The following is a 15,344-nucleotide window of genomic DNA, read 5'->3' as shown; positions in this document are numbered from 1 at the left end:
TCGGGCATGACGCTCACATCGACCCTGGACGACCGGATCACGGGCAGCCTCGTCGGCGCGGCCGTCGGCGACGCGCTGGGCGGCCCCGTCGAAGGCTGGACGCCCGAGCAGATCAGCCGGCGGCACGGCGGCCGGGTCGGCGGCATCGTCGGACCCTGGCACGATCAGTGGCGCACCGCCCGTCCCATCGCGCCGTACCACAAGGGCGACGGGCACGTCACCGACGACACCTTGATGACCCGTCTGCTGATCGAGGTGTACGAGGAGGTCCGCGACCACCTCGACGCGTACGCCGTCGCCACGCACCTGGTGCCCCGGATGATCGGCGAGCCCCGGTGGATCCCGGAGCTGGAGGCGTCCGCGCTGCCGCTCCAGCGGGTCTTCCTGGCCGAGAAGTGGCTGGTGGCCCGGGTGCACTACGGGCACGTCGACCCGCGCGAGGCGGGCGCGGGGAACATCGTCAACTGCGGGGCCGCGATGTACATGGCGCCGGTCGGCCTGGTCAACGCCGCCCGCCCCGAGGCCGCGTACGCGGAGGCGCTGGAGGTGGCGGCACCGCACCAGTCCTCGTACGGGCGGGAGGCGGCCGGGGTGTTCGCGGCGGCGGTGGCGGCGGCCTGCGCGCCCGGCGCCACCGTCTCCTCGGTGGTCGGCACCTGCCTTGCGCTGGCCAAGGACGGCACCCGCGCCGCGATCGAGGCGGTCTGCGAAGTGGCCGCGGAGCACCGGGACTTCGAGACGGCGCTGGAACCGCTGCGGCGAGCCGTCGCCCCCTTCGACACGGTCGGCCCCGACTACCGCGCCCCCTCCCTCGGCGCCCGCCGGCCCTCCCGGCTGCACGCCATCGAGGAACTGCCGGTGGCGCTCGGGATGCTGGTGGTGGGCGAGGGTGACTACCGGCGGACCGTGCTGGGCGCGGTCAACTACGGGCGGGACTGCGACTCGATCGCCACCATGGGCGGCGCCGTGGCGGGCGCGCTCGGCGGCGCGGGATCGGTGCCCGGGCAGTGGGCCGAGCAGGTCGCCCAGGCGAGCAGGCTCGACCTTCAGGGCCCGGCCCTGCGGCTGGCCGAGGTGGCGCGGGAGGTCTTCGCCCGGGACCGGGCCCGGCACCGGTCCCACGCCGAGGCGTTCGCCGCGCTGACCGGCGGGCCGGTCGCGGACCCGGGGCCGGGCGCGTGAACGCGCCGCTGCGCGTCACCTGGACGCAGCCGGAGGACCTGATCGGGCACGAGCTGCGCCAGTGCGACGAGGAGGGCCGCGACACCACGGAGGCACGGGCCCGCTGGCTGGCGGCCGGCGGGCCCGAGACCCCCGGGCGCGGCGGCGCCTCGCCGGTGCCCGCCTCGCCCAGGCTGCGGGAACTCGCGGAGGAACTCCTCGACCAGCTCGACGCGTTGCCCCGCTCGACCGAGACCCGGGAGCCGACCGGCTTCACCGCGATCCGGGCGGCCTGTCCGCTCTGGCCCGCGCCGCCGGGCCCTGACCGCCTCGCTCCCGGCCTCGGCGACCGGCTGCACGCGGCGTGGCTGGGCCGGGCCGCGGGGTGTCTGCTCGGCAAGCCGGTGGAGAAGCTGGAGCTGGCGGCGATCCGGGAACTGGCCCGGGCGACCGGGAACTGGCCGCTCACCGGGTACTTCACCGCGCGCGGGCTGCCGTCCGAGCTGGCCCGCGCCCACCCGTGGAACCGGCGCAGCGCGGAGAACTCCCTGGCCGAGAACATCGACGGGATGCCGCCCGACGACGACCTCGACCACTCCCTGCTGGCCCTGGAACTGATCCGGCGCCACGGACGGGAGTTCACCACCGGCGACCTGGCGCGGCTCTGGCTGGACGAGCTGCCGGCCGGGCGGACCTTCACCGCCGAGCGGGTCGCCTACCGCAACCTGCTGTCGGGGGTGGAGCCGCCGGAGACCGCCCGGCGGCGCAACCCCTTCCGGGAGTGGATCGGCGCGCTGATCCGGGCCGACGTGCACGGCTGGACCCGGCCGGGGGACCCGGCGGCCGCGGCCGAGCAGGCGCACCGCGACGCGGTCCTCACCCACACGGGCAACGGCGTCTACGGGGCGATGTTCGCGGCGGCGGTGATCGCCGAGGCGGCGGGTGGCCGCAGCGACGTGCACGGGTGCCTCGACGCGGGCCTCGGCGTGGTCCCGCCCGACTCGCGGCTGGCCCGGGCGGTGCGACGCGGGCGCGAACTGGCCTCCGCGGAGGCCGGTTTCGCAACGGTGGTGGACCGGCTGCACGAGGAGTACGGGAGGTACCACTGGGTGCACGTGGTGCCGAACGCGGCGCTGGTCGCGGCGGCCCTCACCCACTCCGGCGGCGCGTTCGCCGGGGCGGTGACCCGGGCGGTCTCCGGCGGCTGGGACACCGATTCCAACGGCGCCACCGCCGGTTCGGTGGCCGGGCTGCTCGCCGGACACCCCGACGCGCTGGGCGAACGGTGGACGGCGCCCCTGAAGAACCGGCTCAGCACGGCCGTCGCCGGGTTCGACGGCGTCGGCTTCGACACCCTCGCGGCACTCACCCTCCAGGAGGCCAGAACCGTATGACCCACATCGTGGTGTTCGGCAGTGTGCAGGAGGAGCCCGGCGCCCGCGCCGACGGGTCGCCGGGCGGCCGGGGCGCGCGGCAGGCGGTGGCGGCGGCCCGGGCCGGAGCGGCGGTGTCGCTGGTGGGGGCGGTGGGCACCGGTGCGTACGGCGAGCGGCTGCGGGCCGGGCTGGTGCGTGAGGGCGTCGGCGTGGAGCTGCTGCGGACGGTTCCGGGGCCGAGCGGCACCGCCCGGGTCGCCCAGGACCGGGCGGGCTCCCGCGCCGTGGTGGTGCCGGGCGCGGACGCGGCGCCGACCGGCACCCATCCGGCCGACGCGGCGCTGATCGGCACCGCCGACGTGCTGCTCCTGTCGGCGGACACCCCGCTGCCCGGGGTGGCCGCGGCCGCCCGGGCCGCGGGCGGGCGGGGGGTGCGGACGGTGCTGGCGCCGTCACCGGTGTGCCCGCCGCCGGACGAACTGCTCGCGGCGACCGGCCTGCTGGTCGTGGACGAGGACGGGGCGGCGTCGCTGTCCGGGCGCGCCGAGCCGTACCGGTCGGTGCGCGCGCTGCTGGAGCTGGTCCCCGAGGCGGTCGTGACGCTGGGGACGGCGGGCTGCCTGTGGGCGGTGCGCGGCGGGGAGCCGACGGTGGTGCCGGGGCCCGAGGTGAGGGTGGTGGACGCGGCGGGCGCAGACGACGTCTTCGCGGCCGCGCTGACGGTGGCCGTGGGCGAGGGCCGGCCGATGGCGCCGGCCCTGGAGTGGGCCACGGCGGCGGCCGCTCTGTCGGCGGGGCGGCCCGGCGCGGGCGCCTCGTCGCCGTACCGGGCCGAGATCGACGCCCGCTGCGCGGCGGTGGCCTCGTGACGACCGCGCCGGACGCGGACGGACGGCCGGCGGGCGGCACGGCGTACGGTCCGCTGACCGGGCTGCGGGTGCTGGACCTCGCCACGCTCTTCGCCGGTCCGCTGGCCGCCACCCTGCTCGGCGACTTCGGGGCGGACGTGGTGAAGGTGGAGCATCCGCGCCGTCCCGACCCGTCCCGGGGCCACGGGCCCGCCAGGGACGGCCACGGCCTGTGGTGGAAGCTTCTCGGCCGCAACAAGCGCACCCTCACCCTGGACCTGTCGACCGGCGGCGGCCGCGAGGCGCTGCTGCGGCTGGTGTCCGGCGCCGACGTGGTGGTGGAGAACTTCCGGCCGGGCACCCTGGAGCGCTGGGGACTGGGCTGGCAGGAGCTGAGCGCGGCCAACCCGCGGCTGGTGCTGGCCCGGGTGACGGCCTTCGGCCAGTTCGGGCCGTACGCGCACCGGCCGGGGTTCGGGACGCTGGCGGAGGCGATGAGCGGTTTCGCGGCGATCACCGGGGAGCCGGGCGGGCCGCCGACGCTGCCGCCGTTCGGCCTCGCCGACTCGATCGCGGGCATCGCGACCGCCTACGCGGTCATGGCGGCCCTCGCCGGCCGGGACCGCACCGGTGAGGGCCAGGTGGTGGATCTCGCCCTCATCGAGCCGATCCTGACCGCGCTCGGCCCGCACCCTCTCTGGTACGACCAGCTCGGCCACGTCCAGCCGCGCACCGGCAACCGCTCGGTCAACAACGCGCCCCGCAACACCTACCGGACCGCCGACGGTTCCTGGGTGGCCGTCTCCACCTCCGCCCAGTCCGTCGCCGAGCGGGTGATGACGCTGGTCGGGCGGCCCGAGCTGGCCGAGGAGGCGTGGTTCGCGGACGGCGCGGGCCGGGCGGCCCACGCCGACGAGCTGGACGAGGCGGTCGGCTCCTGGATCGCCCGGCACCCCCGGGAGGACGTGCTGGCCGCCTTCGACAAGGCGGAGGCGGCGGCGGCGCCCGTGCAGGACGTGCGGGAGGTGATGACCGATCCGCAGTACGCGGCGCTCGGCACCCTCGCCGAGGTCGACGACCCCGACCTCGGGCCGCTGCGGATGCAGAACGTGCTGTTCCGGCTGACCGGCACCCCCGGCGCGATCCGCTGGAGCGGCCGGGCCCACGGCGCCGACACCGACGCGGTGCTCACCGAGGCCGGGTACGCCCCGGCCGAGGTGGCGGCACTGCGGGCGGCGGGCGCGGTATGAGCGCCGGCCCGGCCGGACCTTGGCTGACCTGGCTCTACGCGCCCGGGGACCGGCCCGACACCGTCGCGAAGGCGCTCTGCTCGGGCGCGGACGTGGTCCTCGTCGACCTGGAGGACGCCGTCGCGCCCGGCCGCAAGGAGTACGCCCGCCGGGCCACGGCCGAACTGCTCTCGGCGCCGCAGCCGGTGCCGGTCCACGTCCGCGTCAACCCGCTGGCCGGCGCCTGGGGCCAGGCGGACGCACGGGCGCTGGCCGGGCTGCCGGGGCTGGGCGGGCTCCGGCTGCCGAAGGTCGCCTCGCCGCAGGACGTGGTGGCGTACGCGGAGCTGGCGGCGCTGCCCCGGGAGGCCGACGGGTCGGGCGCCGGTCTCCGGGTGCCGCCGCTGTGGGCGCTCCTGGAGTCGGCGCTCGGCGTCGAGCGGGCCTACGCGGTGGCCCGGTCCCATCCGGCGGTGCGGGGGCTGGCGCTGGGCGAGGCCGACCTGCGGGCCGACCTCGGGATGCGGGAGGAGGCGGGGCTGGACTGGGCGCGCGGCCGGGTGGTGGTGGCGTGCCGGGCGGCGGGACTGGACGCGCCGGTGCAGTCGGTCCACCCGGACGTCCGGGACGAGGCGGGGCTCGCGGCCTCCTGCGCGCGGGGGCGGGCGCTGGGCTTCCTGGGGCGGGCGGCGATCCACCCGCGCCAGCTCCCGGTGATCGAACGGGCCTACCTGCCGCGGCCGGCCGAGGTGGCCGCGGCCGAGGAGATCGTCGCGGCGGCCGCCGCCGAGGCGGGGGCGCAGGCCCTCCCCGACGGCCGGTTCGTGGACGCGGCGGTGGTCGCGGCGGCCCGGCGCACGCTGGCGCTGGGGGCGCGCCGGGGCTGAGCCGCGCGGGCCCCTGCGACGGCGAAGGCCGCCGCTTCCTCGGGGGAGGCGGCGGCCTTCGGCAGGTCGGTCCGGGTCAGTCCTTGCCGGTCTTCCCCGGACTCTTGCGGGGGCCCTTGCCGCTGCCCGCGCCTGCCGCGGCGGTGTCGGCGGACTCGGTGCCGGCGGAGTCGGCGTCCTGGTCGCCGGAGCCGGTGATCCCGTCGTCCTCGGCCGCGGCCGGCTCGACGATCTCCTCGCGGCCGGGGCGCAGCCGCGCCGAGACCACGATGTAGGCGATGGCCAGGACGAGGACGATGAGCGCCGTCCAGACGTTGAGCCGCAGGCCGAGGATGTGGTGGGCCTCGTCGACCCGCATGTACTCGATCCAGGCGCGCCCGGCGCAGTAGGAGGCGACGTACAGGGCGAAGGCTCGGCCGTGGCCGAGCTTGAAGCGGCGGTCGGCCCAGATCACCAGGAGGGCGACGCCGACGCACCACAGCGACTCGTAGAGGAAGGTCGGGTGGTAGGTGCCGGGGACCCGGCCGCCGTCGACGCTGGTGATCTTCACCGCCCAGGGCAGGTCGGTGGCGCGGCCGTAGAGCTCCTGGTTGAACCAGTTGCCCCAACGGCCGATGGCCTGGGCGAGGGCGATGCCGGGGGCGAGGGCGTCGGCGTAGGCCGGGAGCGGGATGCCGCGGCGGCGGCAGCCGATCCAGGCGCCGACGGCACCGAGCGCGATGGCGCCCCAGATGCCGAGGCCGCCCTCCCAGATCTTGAAGGCGTCCACCCAGTCGCGGCCCTCACCGAAGTAGAGCTGGTAGTCGGTGATGACGTGGTAGAGCCGTCCGCCGACGAGGCCGAAGGGCACCGCCCACACGGCGATGTCGGCGACGGTGCCGGAGCGGCCGCCCCGCGCGACCCACCTCCGGTTGCCGTACCAGACGGCCACGAAGACGCCGATGATGATGCAGAACGCGTAGCCGCGCAACGGTACGGGGCCCAGGTAGAGCACACCGTGCGAGGGGCTGGGGATATAGGCAAGGTCCATGGCAGACCCGACGCTACCGTGCCCGGCGCGGGGACGGGGTCCCCGGCCGGGCAACGGCTCCATAACGGGGCCGGCGCTTCCCCCGTGCGGCGCCGGGGGCGGCTGCCGGCCCCGGGTCAGGCCCCGGCCTCCTCCTCCACCAGTTGCCTGAGCTTGGCGGGGGTGAGGGGGTTCTTCTGGTCTCCGAAGACGCTCTCGCCGTTGAGCAGCACGGTCGGGGTGCCGGGGAAGTTGCCCTTCTGGAAGGCCTTGTCCGACTCGGCCACCCACGCGTCGTGCTCACCGTCCTCGACGCAGGAGCGGAAGGCGGGGGTGACCAGGCCGTCGACCTTCCCGGCCAGCTCCAGCAGCCGGTCGTTGCTGCCGAAGTCGTCCTCGGTCTCCAGCGGCTGGTTGGCGAAGAGGACGTCGTGGTACTCGGGGAACTTCCCGGCGTCCTGCGCGCAGACCGCGGCGTTGGCGGCGCGGTGCGAGCCCTCGCCGCGCATGTTGCCGTCGATCAGGGTGGCGAGGTGGTACTCGACCTTCAGCAGCCCCTTCTCGGTCAGCTCGTGGATGGTCGAACGGTAGGTGTTCTCGAAGTTGGCGCAGGCCGGGCAGCGGAAGTCCTCCCAGATGACCAGGGTGGACTTGGCAGAGGCGTCACCGACGGGGATGGCGAGGCCGTCCTCGCCGGCGGCGCCCTTCGGGGCGACGACCGGTCCCGCCTGCTTCTCGGTCCTGCCCGCGTTGGCCGCGATGACGCCGACGGCGGCGGCCAGGGCGAGCACACCCACCACCGCGCCGCCGACCACCAGCCCCCGGCGGCGCTTGTTCCGCGCCTCTTCCTTGGCGCGCTCGGCCTTCAGCCGCTCGCGGGCGGCACGCTTTCCCTCACGGTTCTTCTCACTCACGTCCGGACAAACGACCCGGACCGGCGCGTATGCGCCGGTCCGGGTCGAGGTCCACCCCTTCGGGTGAGGGAACGCGCCGGGCGTGCGAACGCCGTACGGTCCGGCGCGCCCCCGGGATGCCCGGTTCAGCCGGTGCGGCGGCGGACGCCTCCGGCCAGCTCGGCGGTGAGGGCGCGGACGGCGTCGAGGCCGGCGGCCGCGTCGGGGGCGTCGAGCAGCCGCTTGACGAAGGCGGAGCCGACGATGACGCCGTCGGCGAACTCGGCGACCTCTGCGGCCTGGGCCGCGTCGGAGACGCCGATGCCGACGCAGACCGGCAGCGGCCCGGCGGCGCGGGTCCGCTCCACCAGGGCGCGGGCCTGCTCGCCGACGGAGTCGCGGGTGCCGGTGACACCCATCAGGGAGGCCGCGTAGACGAAACCGGAGCCCGCGGCGGTGATCTCGGCCAGCCGGGCGTCGCGGCTGCTGGGGGCGACGACGAAGACGGTGGCGAGGCCGTGCTTGGCGGCGTGCTCGCGCCACGGGTCCGCCTCCTGCACCGGCAGGTCGGGCAGGATGCACCCGGCGCCGCCCGCGTCGGCCAGCTCCTGGGCGAACCGGTCGACGCCGTAGCGGTCGACCGGGTTCCAGTACGTCATGACGAGGACGGGCTTGCCGGTGGCCTGGTGGGCCTCGCGGACGGTGCGCAGCACGTCGGCGATCTTCAGGCCGCCGCGCAGGGCGATGTCGTCGGCGGTCTGGATGACGGGCCCGTCGAGGACCGGGTCGCTGTGCGGCAGCCCGACCTCCACGATGTCGGCGCCCGCGTCGAGGACGGCCTTGATCGCCTCGATGGAGCCGTCGACGGTGGGGAACCCGGCGGGCAGGTAGGCGATGAGGGCGGCGCGGCCCTCCTCGCGCGTCCGGGCCAGGGTGTCTTCCAGCAGCTCGATGTTCCCGCTCACTTGGTGCCCTCCTCGTCGGCCGCGACCTCGGCGTCCACGTCGTACAGCCCGAAGTAGCGGGCCGCGGTGTCCATGTCCTTGTCCCCGCGTCCGGAGAGGTTGACGACGATCACACCGTCGGGGCCCAGCTCGCGGCCCACGTCGAGCGCCCCGGCGAGGGCGTGGGCGCTCTCGATGGCCGGGATGATGCCCTCGGTGCGTGACAGCAGCCGCAGCGCAGCCATGGCGTCGGCGTCGGTGACGGCCCGGTACTCGCCGCGCCCGGTGTCCTTGAGGTGGGCGTGCTCGGGGCCGATGCCCGGGTAGTCGAGCCCGGCCGAGATCGAGTAGGGCTCGGTGATCTGGCCCTCCTCGTCCTGGAGGACGTAGGAGCGGGAGCCGTGCAGGATGCCGGGCTCGCCGGCGGTGAGGGTGGCGGCGTGCTCGCCGCTCTCCACGCCGTGCCCGGCGGGCTCGCAGCCGATCAGGCGGACGCCGGTGTCGGGCAGGAAGGCGTGGAAGAGGCCGATGGCGTTGGAGCCGCCGCCGACGCAGGCGACGGCGGCGTCGGGCAGCCGCCCGGCGCGCTCCAGGACCTGGCGCCGGGCCTCGACACCGATGACCCGGTGGAAGTCGCGGACCATGGCGGGGAAGGGGTGCGGGCCGGCGACGGTGCCGAAGAGGTAGTGGGTGGAGTCGACGTTGGCGACCCAGTCGCGGAACGCCTCGTTGATGGCGTCCTTGAGGGTGCGGCTGCCGGACTTCACGGCGACGACCTCGGCGCCGAGCATCCGCATCCGGGCGACGTTGAGGGCCTGGCGCTCGGTGTCGATCTCGCCCATGTAGATGGTGCAGTCCAGGCCGAAGAGGGCGCAGGCGGTGGCGGTGGCCACGCCGTGCTGTCCGGCGCCGGTCTCGGCGATCACCCGGGTCTTGCCCATGCGCCGGGTCAGCAGCGCCTGCCCCAGCACGTTGTTGATCTTGTGCGAGCCGGTGTGGTTGAGGTCCTCCCGCTTGAGGAAGACCCGGGCGCCCCCGGCGTGCTCGGCGAAGCGGCGCACCTCGGTGAGGGCGCTGGGGCGGCCGGTGTAGTGGGCGAGCAGGCCGTCCAGCTCGGCGGCGAAGGCCGGGTCGGACTTGGCCTTGTCGTACTCGACGGCGACCTCGTCCACGGCGGCGACCAGGGCCTCCGGGATGAACTTGCCGCCGAAGGGGCCGAAGTAGCCCCGGGCGTCGGGGCTGAGCCCCTCGGGGTCGGGAAGGAAGAACTCGCTGGGCATGACGGAACTCCTGAGCGAGGCGGACGGATCGGTGGGATGCGTGGGGCCGCCTCCGGACGCGCCGGGGCGCGCCGGCGGCCGGGGCGCGCGGGTGCGCCGGGGCCGGGGAGGGGGAGGCGGTCGCTGAGCTGTCGCTCAGCGGCACCATCGCATGCCGTTGACCTGACCGGGCTCGTCCCCGATGACGTACCGCACCCGGCGCCCGTGGACCCGGCGGGCGGGCGCGCGGCAGCCTCTCGGACGGCAGCCGCGCATCAGGCGCGGCGGTCCGCAGGCGGCCGGCGTCGCGCGCCGGGGTCGGGCCAGGGGCATGGGTGGGTCAGCTCCGTCCGTGCCGCAGCGCCGGGTGGGCGCCGGCGGCGACCAGGTCGGCCACCGCGGCCTTCGGGTCGCGGCCGGTGACCAGGGACTCGCCGACCAGCACGGCGTCGGCGCCGGCGTTGGCGTAGGCGATGAGGTCGTGCGGGCCGCGGACGCCGGACTCGGCGATCCGCACCCGGTCGGCCGGGATCTCCGGGGCGACCCGCTCGAAGGTGTCGCGGTCGACCTTGAGCGTCTTGAGGTTGCGGGCGTTGACGCCGATGACGCGGGCCCCGGCCTCCAGGGCGCGCTCGGCCTCCTCCTCGTCGTGCACCTCGACGAGCGGGGTGAGCCCGATGGACTCGGCGCGCTCGATGAGGGAGACCAGCGCGGGCTGGTCGAGGGCGGCGACGATCAGCAGGGCGAGGTCGGCGCCGTACGCGCGGGCCTCCCAGAGCTGGTAGGCGGTGACGATGAAGTCCTTGCGCAGGACCGGGATGTCGACCTTGGCGCGGACCGCCTCCAGGTCGGCGAGCGAGCCGCCGAAACGGCGCTGCTCGGTGAGGACGGAGATGACGGAGGCGCCGCCCGCCTCGTAGTCGGCGGCGAGGCCGGCCGGGTCGGCGATGGCGGCCAGCGCGCCCTTGGAGGGGCTGGACCGCTTGACCTCGCAGATGACGCCGACGCCGTCGCCGCGCAGCGCGGCGTAGCCGTCGCGGACCTGCGGGGCGGCGGCCGCGCGCTCCTTGAGCTCGTCGAGGCTGACGCGCGCCTGCCGCTCCGCGAGGTCGGCACGGACTCCGTCGATGATCTCGTCGAGCACACTCACGCGAGCGGCCCCCTTTCCCGGACGGTAGTGCTGGTGGTCTCGGTGACCCCCCGCCCCGATCCGGACGCGTCCGGTCATGACGCCGCGGAGGGGGAGGCACTTGCGATGGTAGCGGCCGGGAGCCGGTGGAGGCGCATCCGGTGGGGGGCGGTCCCACCCCGTGGACAGTGCCGCTTTCCCGCGGGCGGGCTCCGCCGCAGCTCAGCGGGGGTGGACAGCGGCGTTCAGGGGTGCAGCCAGCCGCCCTGAGGCATGTTTCGGGCCACGCTGAAGCAGGCGAGGACCACCCCGGCGGCCCAGGCGTGGGCCCGCGAGGGCGAGAAGCGGACGGGCCGCCCGCGGGCCGCGCAGACCACCCACACCAGCCAGCCGACGGCGAACAGCGCGTAGCCCGCGACGGCGAGCGCGTTGGCATGGAGCGCCGTGGCCAGCTCCCCGTGCCAGACCGCGTGGGCGCTGCGCAGACCGCCGCAGCCGGGGCACCAGATCCCGGCGTGGGCCAGCAGCGGGCAGGCCGGGTAGTGGCCGGGTTCGTTGGGGTCGACCGTGCCGACGTAGGCGAAGGCCGCGACGGTGGCGGCCAGCACGCCTGCGGGTACGGCGAGCCGGCGGGCGGGGCCGCGGCGCCGCGGGGCCTCGGCGGTGGTCGGCGGGGCGGAGGGGTCGGCGGGAGCGCTCACGGGGGCATTGTCGCCCGGCGCCGGCCCGGACGCCCGCCGGGCCGCGCCCGGCCAGTACCCGTCCGGCGGATCTTCGTGGGCCGGCGACGCCTGGCGCGCACTTCCGCCGCACGCCCCCATCACCCGAGTACGTCCAGTACGAGGGAGCTCCGGGCGCACGCCGAGAGCACGCACCGGACGCCGCGGGCTGTGCCACGAAGATCCGCCGGACAGGCCCTACGGGCCACAACGCGCGCGGGGCCCCGGCCGGACGTACCGGCGGGGCCCCGCGTCGGGTGCGGCGGCCGGTCAGGCGGCGTTGGCGGTCTTCTGCTCGACGGCGGCGCGGCTCATCCGCTTCTGCCCGAGGCCCATCAGGTGCATGATGCCGCCGACGGCGCCGCCGGCCAGGACGACGGCGATGCCGACCCAGAAACCGACGGTGTTGGCCATCACCATGAAGACACCGGCCACGCAGAAGCCGATGAAGGAGATGATGACGCCGGTCCATGCGGCCAGAGTGTGGCCGTGGCTGCTGCCCGACATGTCTTGCTCCTCGGTTGCTGTAAAGGGTTACGGGGTGGTCCCGGCGCCGCCTCGTGACGACGCCGTCCTGGCGCACATTGTTCCGTACGGCGGCGGGTGGGGCGCGCTCGGGGTACGGCGCGGCCCGGTCAACTCTCCCGGGTCGGGTCCTCGCCGCGGTCCAGGGCCTTCCACAGGTCCTCGGGCCGGTCGGGGTCGACGGCCGGGCCGGCCTTGCGGGCGCGGGGGGTGCCGTCGCGTTCGTAGCGGCCGGACATGGCGGGCCAGCGGCGGCCGAACCAGAGGGCGAGCAGCCCCGCGGCGAGCAGCAGGGCACCGCCGAGGACGGCCGCGTAGGGCCAGCCGGTGTGAGTGAGGCCGGTGACGGTGGCGGCGGTGTCGCCGCTGGTCTCGGCGGCCTTCTCGTCCAGGGCGGCGCTGTCGCCGACGCCCAGCAGCGCGGCGGCGACGGTGCCGGCGCCGCTGAGGGCGAGCAGGCCGGAGACCAGGTGGCGGCCGGTGCGGCGGACCGCGAAGACGGCGACGAGCGCGGCCAGGCCGACGACGGCGAGGGCGGCGGGTACGCCGGTGACGTCGCTGCCGGTGGCGGTGAGCGGGAATTCGCCGCCGGCCACCGCGACGCTGCCGCGCGCCCAGGTCTGGCGGGTGGCGAGCAGGGAGACCGCAGCGCCGACGGCGCCGAGCAGCAGCGCCAGGGCGAGGCTGCGCCGGGCGCCGCGGCGGGCTCCGCCGGGCCCGCCGGACGGTGCGGCTTCGGTTCGGGGCTGGGGTACGGCTGAAGTCACCCCTCCACTATCCCTCACGGCTGCTCCCGGCGGGCCGGGCGGGGGCGGGGCGTCATCCGCCGAGCCGGTTGGCGGTGTGCACGGCGCGCAGCACCGCGGCGGCCTTGTTGCGGCACTCGGTGTCCTCGGCGGCCGGGTCGGAGTCGGCGACGACCCCGGCCCCGGCCTGGACGTGGGCGGTGCCGTCGCGGAGCAGGGCGGTGCGGATGGCGATGGCGGTGTCGGAGTTCCCCGCGAAGTCGAGGTAGCCGACGCAGCCGCCGTACAGGCCGCGCCGGGTGGGCTCCAGCTCGTCGATGATCTGGAGGGCGCGCGGCTTGGGCGCGCCGGAGAGGGTGCCCGCGGGGAAGCAGGCGGTGAGCACGTCGAAGGCGGTGCGGCCGGGGGCGACGTCGCCGGTGACGGTCGAGACGATGTGCATGACGTGCGAGTACTTCTCGACGGACATGAAGTCGACCACCTCGACGCTGCCGGGCGTGCAGACCCGGCCGAGGTCGTTGCGGCCGAGGTCGACCAGCATCAGGTGTTCGGCGCGCTCCTTGGGGTCGGCGAGGAGTTCCTCGGCGAGTGCCTGGTCCGCCTGCGGGGTGGCGCCGCGCGGCCGGGTCCCGGCGATGGGGTGGAGCATCGCCCGGCCGTCCTCGACCTTGACCAGCGCCTCCGGGCTGGAGCCGACGACGTCGAAGCCGTCGAGGCGGAACAGGTACATGTACGGCGAGGGGTTGGTGGCGCGCAGCACCCGGTACACGTCGAGCGCGGAGGCGGTGCAGGGCGTCTCGAACCGCTGCGAGGGGACGACCTGGAAGGCGTCCCCGGCGCGGATGCGCTCCTTGATGTCCTCGACGGCCGCCCGGTACGCCGCACCGCCCCACTCGCCGGTGAACACGGGGAGCTCGGACTCGGGCAGCGCCAGCGGCGGGGCCGTCACGGGCCGGGTGAGGTCGGCCTCCATCGCGTCGAGCCGGGCGACGGCGTCGGCGTACGCCTCGTCGACGCCGGTGTCGAGGTCGTTGTGGTTGATGGCGTTGGCGATCAGCAGGACGGAGCCGTCCCAGTGGTCGAGGACGGCGAGGTCGGAGGTGAGGAGCATGGTCAGCTCCGGCAGCCGCAGGTCGTCGCGGCCCCCGTCGCCGACCTTCTCCAGGCGGCGGACGACGTCGTAGCCGAGGTAGCCCACCATGCCGCCGGTGAACGGCGGCATGTCCCCGTCGAGTTCGCCGGGGGTGTGCAGGGTCTCGACGGTGGCGCGCAGCGCGGCCAGCGGGTCACCGTCGGTGGGCACGCCGGTGGGCGGGGTGCCCAGCCAGTGCGCCTGTCCGTCGTGGGTGGTGAGGGTGGCGGCGCTGCGGACCCCGACGAAGGAGTACCGCGACCAGCTCCGGCCGTTCTCGGCGGATTCCAGGAGGAAGGTGCCGGGGCGTTCGGCGGCGAGCTTGCGGTAGAGGCCGACCGGGGTGTCACCGTCCACCAGGAGCTTGCGGCTGACGGGGACTACCCGGCGGTCCTGGGCGAGCTTGCGGAACGTGTCGAGGTCCATGCGCGGAAGGATAGGGGCAGACGGCGAGCGGTCACGGCGCGTTCCGTGTCGCGGACCGCCTCCGGGCCCGCGGACCGCTAGGACATGACCCATGACCGCACAGCGCTCCTCCCTCCGCCCGGCCACCCCGTCCGCCGCCCGTGCCCGCCGCACACTGCCGGGGGTACGCCGTACGCTCTGCGCGGCCTCGCTGGCGCTGGCGCTGGCCGCGGGTCCGGCCGCCGCCGCGGCGGGCGGTGTGGAGTGGCCGGCGGCGAGGGACACGGCGGCCCAGGTGGAGAAGGCCGGCCTGACGATGCTCGACACGGAGCAGCTGGCCATGCACATCCACACCACCCTGGAGGTGTTCGCCGACGGCGAGCAGGTGACGGTCCCCGCCGACATCGGCATCGACCGTTCCGGGCCCGAGCCGCTCTACAGCCCGCTGCACACCCACGACGAGACCGGCACCGTCCACGTGGAGTCGGCCGAGTGGCGTGACTTCACTCTCGGCCAGTTCCTCACCGAGTGGGGCGCCCCCCGCGAGGACACCCGTTTCGGGGCGCCGCTGGCCTGGGTGGACGGGCGGCTGTGGGCGGGCGAGGCCGACGACCTCGTCCTGCGCGACGGGGAGACGATCACGCTGCGCTACACCTCACGCTGACCGCCCCGCCGGGCCCTGCCGCCCGGGGTCAGAGCAGCACGTCCTCGTCGAAACAGGTCCGGGCCCCGGTGTGGCAGGCGGCGCCGACCTGGTCGACCTTGACCAGCAGGGTGTCCCCGTCGCAGTCGAGCGCCACGGACTTCACGTGCTGCACGTGGCCCGAGGTGTCCCCCTTGACCCAGTACTCGCCCCGGCTGCGCGACCAGTAGGTGCAACGGCCGGTGGTGAGGGTCCGGTGCAGGGCCTCGTCGTCCATCCAGCCCATCATCAGCACCTCCCCGGTGTCGTACTGCTGGGCGATGGCGGGGACCAGGCCGTCGGCGGTGCGCTTCAGGCGGGAGGCGAGGGCCGGGTCGAGTCCGGCCGAGGGACCGGGCGTGCTGCTGCTCATGGCGTCCATTGTGCCGGGCCCATGCGG

General features: G+C 75.8%; 17 protein-coding genes. 6 read left to right on the top strand and 11 right to left on the bottom strand.

The window, feature by feature from the left end; all coding sequences use genetic code 11:
* The first annotated feature begins 6 nt into the window (after nucleotides 1–6).
* Genes Sdia_RS11375 through Sdia_RS11355 form a run of 5 tightly spaced genes read left to right on the top strand, consistent with a single transcriptional unit; the run spans nucleotide 7 to nucleotide 5,501 of the window.
* Nucleotides 7–1,182: an ADP-ribosylglycohydrolase family protein gene (locus Sdia_RS11375; RefSeq protein ID WP_189499975.1), complete on the top strand. Its 1,176-nt coding sequence runs from the start codon at nucleotides 7–9 to the stop codon at nucleotides 1,180–1,182.
* Nucleotides 1,179–2,555, top strand: a complete 1,377-nt coding sequence (locus Sdia_RS11370) for an ADP-ribosylglycohydrolase family protein (RefSeq protein WP_185392910.1) — start codon at nucleotides 1,179–1,181, stop codon at nucleotides 2,553–2,555. Before Sdia_RS11375 ends, Sdia_RS11370 begins: the two co-directional genes overlap by 4 nt.
* Nucleotides 2,552–3,406, top strand: coding sequence for a PfkB family carbohydrate kinase (locus Sdia_RS11365; protein WP_115068597.1), 855 nt, complete (start codon nucleotides 2,552–2,554; stop codon nucleotides 3,404–3,406). Before Sdia_RS11370 ends, Sdia_RS11365 begins: the two co-directional genes overlap by 4 nt.
* A complete protein-coding gene (locus Sdia_RS11360) occupies nucleotides 3,403–4,635 on the top strand; it encodes a CaiB/BaiF CoA transferase family protein (protein WP_189499974.1) in 1,233 nt (410 codons plus the stop codon). The genes Sdia_RS11365 and Sdia_RS11360 overlap by 4 nt, the downstream gene beginning before the upstream one ends.
* On the top strand, nucleotides 4,632–5,501 hold the full coding sequence (locus tag Sdia_RS11355; RefSeq protein WP_185392912.1) for an HpcH/HpaI aldolase/citrate lyase family protein: 870 nt from the start codon (nucleotides 4,632–4,634) through the stop codon (nucleotides 5,499–5,501). Before Sdia_RS11360 ends, Sdia_RS11355 begins: the two co-directional genes overlap by 4 nt.
* Nucleotides 5,502–5,577: 76 nt before the next feature.
* On the opposite strand, the gene lgt is transcribed toward Sdia_RS11355, so the two are convergent.
* From lgt to Sdia_RS11310, 10 genes are all read right to left on the bottom strand, one after another.
* A complete protein-coding gene (gene lgt, locus Sdia_RS11350) occupies nucleotides 5,578–6,531 on the bottom strand; it encodes a prolipoprotein diacylglyceryl transferase (RefSeq protein ID WP_189399759.1) in 954 nt (317 codons plus the stop codon).
* A 116-nt stretch (nucleotides 6,532–6,647) separates the two neighbouring features.
* The gene (locus Sdia_RS11345; RefSeq protein ID WP_100453127.1) at nucleotides 6,648–7,424 is read right to left on the bottom strand and encodes a DsbA family protein; all 777 of its coding nucleotides are present in this window, start codon (nucleotides 7,422–7,424) and stop codon (nucleotides 6,648–6,650) included.
* 125 nt (nucleotides 7,425–7,549) lie between these two features.
* On the bottom strand, nucleotides 7,550–8,368 hold the full coding sequence (gene trpA, locus Sdia_RS11340) for a tryptophan synthase subunit alpha (RefSeq protein ID WP_100453126.1): 819 nt from the start codon (nucleotides 8,366–8,368) through the stop codon (nucleotides 7,550–7,552).
* Nucleotides 8,365–9,627 (bottom strand): tryptophan synthase subunit beta, encoded by a 1,263-nt coding sequence (gene trpB, locus Sdia_RS11335; RefSeq protein ID WP_100453125.1) that lies wholly within the window; start codon nucleotides 9,625–9,627, stop codon nucleotides 8,365–8,367. Before trpB ends, trpA begins: the two co-directional genes overlap by 4 nt.
* A 135-nt stretch (nucleotides 9,628–9,762) precedes the next feature.
* Nucleotides 9,763–9,939 (bottom strand): tryptophan biosynthesis modulator TrpM, encoded by a 177-nt coding sequence (gene trpM / locus Sdia_RS30725; RefSeq protein ID WP_087776441.1) that lies wholly within the window; start codon nucleotides 9,937–9,939, stop codon nucleotides 9,763–9,765.
* Between the two features lie 7 nt (nucleotides 9,940–9,946).
* On the bottom strand, nucleotides 9,947–10,756 hold the full coding sequence (trpC, locus tag Sdia_RS11330; protein ID WP_181844019.1) for an indole-3-glycerol phosphate synthase TrpC: 810 nt from the start codon (nucleotides 10,754–10,756) through the stop codon (nucleotides 9,947–9,949).
* 224 nt (nucleotides 10,757–10,980) lie between these two features.
* Entirely contained in the window at nucleotides 10,981–11,436 is a 456-nt protein-coding gene (locus tag Sdia_RS11325) for a DUF2752 domain-containing protein (RefSeq protein ID WP_189499973.1), read from the bottom strand.
* A gap of 288 nt (nucleotides 11,437–11,724) precedes the next feature.
* Entirely contained in the window at nucleotides 11,725–11,961 is a 237-nt protein-coding gene (locus Sdia_RS11320; protein WP_100453123.1) for an HGxxPAAW family protein, read from the bottom strand.
* Nucleotides 11,962–12,089: 128 nt separating this feature from the next.
* The gene (locus Sdia_RS11315; RefSeq protein WP_100453122.1) at nucleotides 12,090–12,746 is read right to left on the bottom strand and encodes a TIGR02234 family membrane protein; all 657 of its coding nucleotides are present in this window, start codon (nucleotides 12,744–12,746) and stop codon (nucleotides 12,090–12,092) included.
* Nucleotides 12,747–12,798: 52 nt separating this feature from the next.
* Entirely contained in the window at nucleotides 12,799–14,283 is a 1,485-nt protein-coding gene (locus Sdia_RS11310; RefSeq protein ID WP_100453121.1) for an anthranilate synthase component I, read from the bottom strand.
* Between the two features lie 91 nt (nucleotides 14,284–14,374).
* Here Sdia_RS11310 and Sdia_RS11305 point away from each other — a divergent pair, with 91 nt between their 5' ends.
* Nucleotides 14,375–14,926, top strand: a complete 552-nt coding sequence (locus tag Sdia_RS11305) for a hypothetical protein (protein ID WP_100453120.1) — start codon at nucleotides 14,375–14,377, stop codon at nucleotides 14,924–14,926.
* Nucleotides 14,927–14,954: 28 nt separating this feature from the next.
* Here the strand turns inward: Sdia_RS11305 and hisI are convergent, their stop codons facing one another.
* On the bottom strand, nucleotides 14,955–15,317 hold the full coding sequence (hisI, locus tag Sdia_RS11300) for a phosphoribosyl-AMP cyclohydrolase (RefSeq protein ID WP_100453119.1): 363 nt from the start codon (nucleotides 15,315–15,317) through the stop codon (nucleotides 14,955–14,957).
* Nucleotides 15,318–15,344 lie beyond the last annotated feature (27 nt).

It is taken from the genome of Streptomyces diastaticus subsp. diastaticus (genome assembly GCF_011170125.1).
Taxonomy (GTDB): Bacteria; Actinomycetota; Actinomycetes; order Streptomycetales; family Streptomycetaceae; genus Streptomyces; species Streptomyces diastaticus.
The sequence above is the reverse complement of the archived record's forward strand: the minus strand, read 5'-3'. Positions and strand labels throughout refer to the sequence as shown.